Source organism: Saccharopolyspora sp. NPDC002686 (assembly GCF_040295745.1).
In the GTDB taxonomy this organism is placed as follows: Bacteria; Actinomycetota; Actinomycetes; order Mycobacteriales; family Pseudonocardiaceae; genus Saccharopolyspora; species Saccharopolyspora oryzae.
The window spans coordinates 1-3,460 of sequence record NZ_JBEOVY010000538.1; the positions used below are offsets into that span (position 1 = coordinate 1).

General features: G+C 69.5%; 3 protein-coding genes and 1 pseudogene. 1 reads left to right on the forward strand and 3 read right to left on the reverse strand.

Features of this window, described 5'->3' with window-relative positions; translation table 11 throughout:
* Positions 1-97: 97 nt before the first annotated feature.
* The 3 genes and pseudogenes from ABTZ89_RS37140 to ABTZ89_RS37150 all read right to left on the reverse strand — a co-directional run.
* Positions 98-427: pseudogene (locus tag ABTZ89_RS37140) on the reverse strand (aminopeptidase P family N-terminal domain-containing protein); the annotation flags it as partial.
* A gap of 75 nt (positions 428-502) precedes the next feature.
* Complete coding sequence (locus ABTZ89_RS37145) at positions 503-1,738, reverse strand: MFS transporter (RefSeq protein WP_351053832.1); 1,236 nt, start codon at positions 1,736-1,738, stop codon at positions 503-505.
* Positions 1,735-2,277, reverse strand: coding sequence for an ArsR/SmtB family transcription factor (locus ABTZ89_RS37150; RefSeq protein WP_270954446.1), 543 nt, complete (start codon positions 2,275-2,277; stop codon positions 1,735-1,737). Before ABTZ89_RS37150 ends, ABTZ89_RS37145 begins: the two co-directional genes overlap by 4 nt.
* Before the next feature lie 278 nt (positions 2,278-2,555).
* Here ABTZ89_RS37150 and ABTZ89_RS37155 point away from each other — a divergent pair, with 278 nt between their 5' ends.
* Positions 2,556-3,395, forward strand: coding sequence for an NAD(P)H-binding protein (locus ABTZ89_RS37155; RefSeq protein ID WP_351053835.1), 840 nt, complete (start codon positions 2,556-2,558; stop codon positions 3,393-3,395).
* Positions 3,396-3,460 lie beyond the last annotated feature (65 nt).

A 3,460-nucleotide genomic window follows, 5' to 3' on the forward strand; every position in this document is an offset into this window, starting at 1 on the left:
GGCCGCCATCGCCACATTCGTGCCGAAGCTCTTCATGTTCCTGATCATCCTGCTCATCGGATGGCTGATCGCCAAGGCGATTTCGAAAAGCACCATCACCGCCGCGACCGGCCAGGTCGGCCACCATGGCGTGCGGGTCCTGGCCGTCGACCCAGGTGACGACCTCGATGCCCAGTTCGGCCAGCGGGATGTCGGCGAAGCCGAGTTCTTCGAGCTTCGGCAGCACCAGCGCGGGCCGTCCGTCGGCGGGCAGCACCAGGCAGGTCAGCCGCTCGTGCGACTCACCGCCGGCGCCCAGGAGGTACTGCAGGTCGGAACCGGGCGAGATCAGCAGCGCGTCGAGGTCAGCCGCGGCTGCGGTTTCGGCCGCCCGGTTCAGCCGGGCGGCGAGCACGGAATGATCCTGCTTGAACGAGTCGGTGGCCATAGCTCCCAAGCCTAATCCCGCGGTGAAGTCCCGACGTGCGGGCGGTCCGGGGCCGCTGGAGCCGGACGTGCGATGTCAACGGGATTCGCGCAGCGGCTGCGGAACCGGATCGGCGCCGCGGTCCAGGCCGCGCCACACCGGCAGCACCACCATCGCGAGGGTGACCAGCACGTAGACCGCACCGGCCGACCACAGCGCGGTGGGCAGGCCGAACCCGTCGACCAGCACTCCGCCGACGAGCGCACCCAGCGGAGCACCACCCATCGCAACGGCGCTCGTCAAGCCGAGGACGCGGCCGCGCATGCTCGGATCCACCCGCTCGTAGGCGATCACCGACAGCGTCGGGTTGATCGCGCCCGAGACCAGGCCCGTGATGGCGATGACGATCAGCACTGCTGGCAACCCGGGTTCCAGGGCCATGACCGCGTATCGCGGAGCACCGGCGATCGCGATGGCCGTGACCAGCAAGAACCGCCTCGGCAGCCGTGGACCGAGCCAGCTGTAGGCGACGTTGCCCAGCAGTGCCGTGGCGGCCATGACGCCGCTGATGGCGCCGAGCGCGACGGGGCTGTGCAGCACTTCGGCCGCGTAGATCGGGTGGAAGACGCCGATCGCGGCCATGTCCAGCGTGTTCATCACCAGCAGGACCAGCACCATCCCCACCAGCAGGCGGTCGCCGAGCAGCGCGCGGGCACCGGCGCGGAGGTCAGCCAGGTAGCCGTCGGTCGAGCGCTCGGCGCGGATTCGCGGGATGCCGAGCGCGGTCAGTCCCGCCGCCAGTGCGAAGAGGGCTCCGACACCGGCCAGCACGGTGGTTTCGGCGACCACGGCCAGCGCCGCGCCGCCCAGCGGAGCGCCGAGCATCTGCGCGGACCTGTTGGCCGCCTCGAGCCCTCCGGTACCGCGTTCCAACGGCATCCCGGCCTGCTCGACGAGGTCCGGAGCCACCGCCCGCCGCGCGGTCTGCCCAGGCGCTCGGCTGGCGCCGAGCAGCGCGGCGAGCACGAAGAGCTGCCACATCGCCAGGCCGAACGTGTTGTGCAGCAACGGAATCGCGATGAGCACCGTGGCGGCCGCGAGGTCCGATCCGATGGCGCTGCGGCGCGCGCCGAGCCGGTCCACCAGCGGACCACCGACTCCGGCCAACGCCACCAGCCCGGCCATCTCGACCGCGGCGACGGCTCCCACCAGCGTCGCGCTGCCGGTCAGCGACAGTACGAACCACGGGACGACCAGCAGCGCGACCGCCGTGGCGAACGCCGATACGCCGGTCGACGCCCACAGCAGGAAGACCGGCGCCCGGCGGTTCACGGCTTCGAGCGCGGGAAGGCCTGGAACTGCACTGCGACCTGCTCGTCCCCGTCCTCGGCGGGACGCCGGTACTCGTCGAGCAGTTCGTGCATCCGCCGGGTCAGCTCACCGAGCTCCTCGGGCCGCAGCGAGAGGAAGGTGTCCGACATCGACGCCGCTTCGGTCCACTCCGGCGACCACTGCTGCCGTTCGGCCAGGTAGGCCGTGGCCTGCCGGTAGTGCGCGCCGGCGACGCCGAACAGGTAGGCCGCCAGCGGCCCCTGCTCGTCCGGGCCGAGCTCGCCGGTGGCCAGCACGGTGTGCTCGTGCACCGCGCGCCACCAGCGCTCGCGCCGGTTGCCCCGCTCGGTGTCCTCCTCGACGAACCCGTGCTCGGCGAGCTGCCGCAGGTGCCAGCTCGTCGTCCCGCTGCTCTCCCCCACTCGCGCGGCCAGCTGCGTCGCCGTCGCGGGCCCGTCGCTGCGCAGCAGTCCCAGCAGCTCCATCCGCAGCGGATGCGCCAACCCGCGCAGGCTCTTCGCGTCCAGCTTCCGGTCCATGCGGGCACCATACGACCGCAGAGAACTCTTTGCAAAGAGTTCTTGGCAATCCAGCACCGAGGCCGCGCAGCTCCAGGTGTCGCCCGTTTCAAATTCGGGGAAATTTGCAGACACGCTCTTGACAAGAATCGAAGTGTTCTCTCACTGGTCGCATCAACCAATTTCTGAGCAAAGATCCCGCAATTTGTCAAATTTCCGCGATCGCAATTATTGGTGTAGCTTTCCTTTCGTCGCGATCGCGGCGGTATTCGTTCTGTCCGGAGATGCTGGAGCGGTTCATGACCTTCTTGGTGACCGGTGCGACCGGGAGCGTCGGCAAGCACGTCGTGTCGCAGTTGCGCGACGCAGGCGTGAAGGTGCGAGTGCTGACGCGGAACCCCGGAGCTGCGGTTTTCCCACCTGACGTCGAGGTCATCGGAGGTGACCTCGGCCTCCCTGAAACGCTCGAACCCGCACTCGCCGGAGTCGAGCGCGCATACCTGTTCCCGCACGACGGCGCGGCGGCATTCGCGGAATTCGCGAAAAAGGCCGGGGTGAGCCGGATCGTCGCGCTGTCCTCGGCGTCGGCAGGCGACGAGTACAAGTTCGACTTCAACCACGAAAGCCATCTCAAGCATCTCGGCGTCGAGCTGGCAGTTGAGGAATCCGGAATCGACTGCACCGCGATCCGGCCCGGCGCCTTCGCGTCGAACTCGCTGCTCTGGGCGAACACCATCCGCTCGGGAGCCGTGGTGCGCGCGCCCTTCGCCGCTGCGGCGCAGGCTCTGATCCACGAGGCCGACATCGCCGCGGTGGCCGCGGCAGCGCTGCTCGAAGACGGCCACGTCGGGGCGAAGTACACGCTCAGCGGTCCCGCGACGATCACCATCGCCGACCAGGTGCGCACCATCGGCGCAGCGCTCGGCCGGGAGATCCCGTTCGAGGAGTTGTCGCCGGAACAAGCCCGGTCGGAGCTGGGGCAGCACGTGCCCGAGGACGTCCTCCAGCTGCTGCTGGGCTACTGGGCCGAGGCGGTCGACAACCCCGACCCCGTGCTGCCGACCGTCGAACAGGTCACCGGTCGCCCACCCCGCACCTTCGCGCAGTGGGTAGCGGACCACGCGTCGGACTTCCGCTGAGCGACGTCCGTCGCCCTCGAGCTGAGGTCGTGTGAGCGTGTCGGTGGTGGGCGCCCACGAACGGG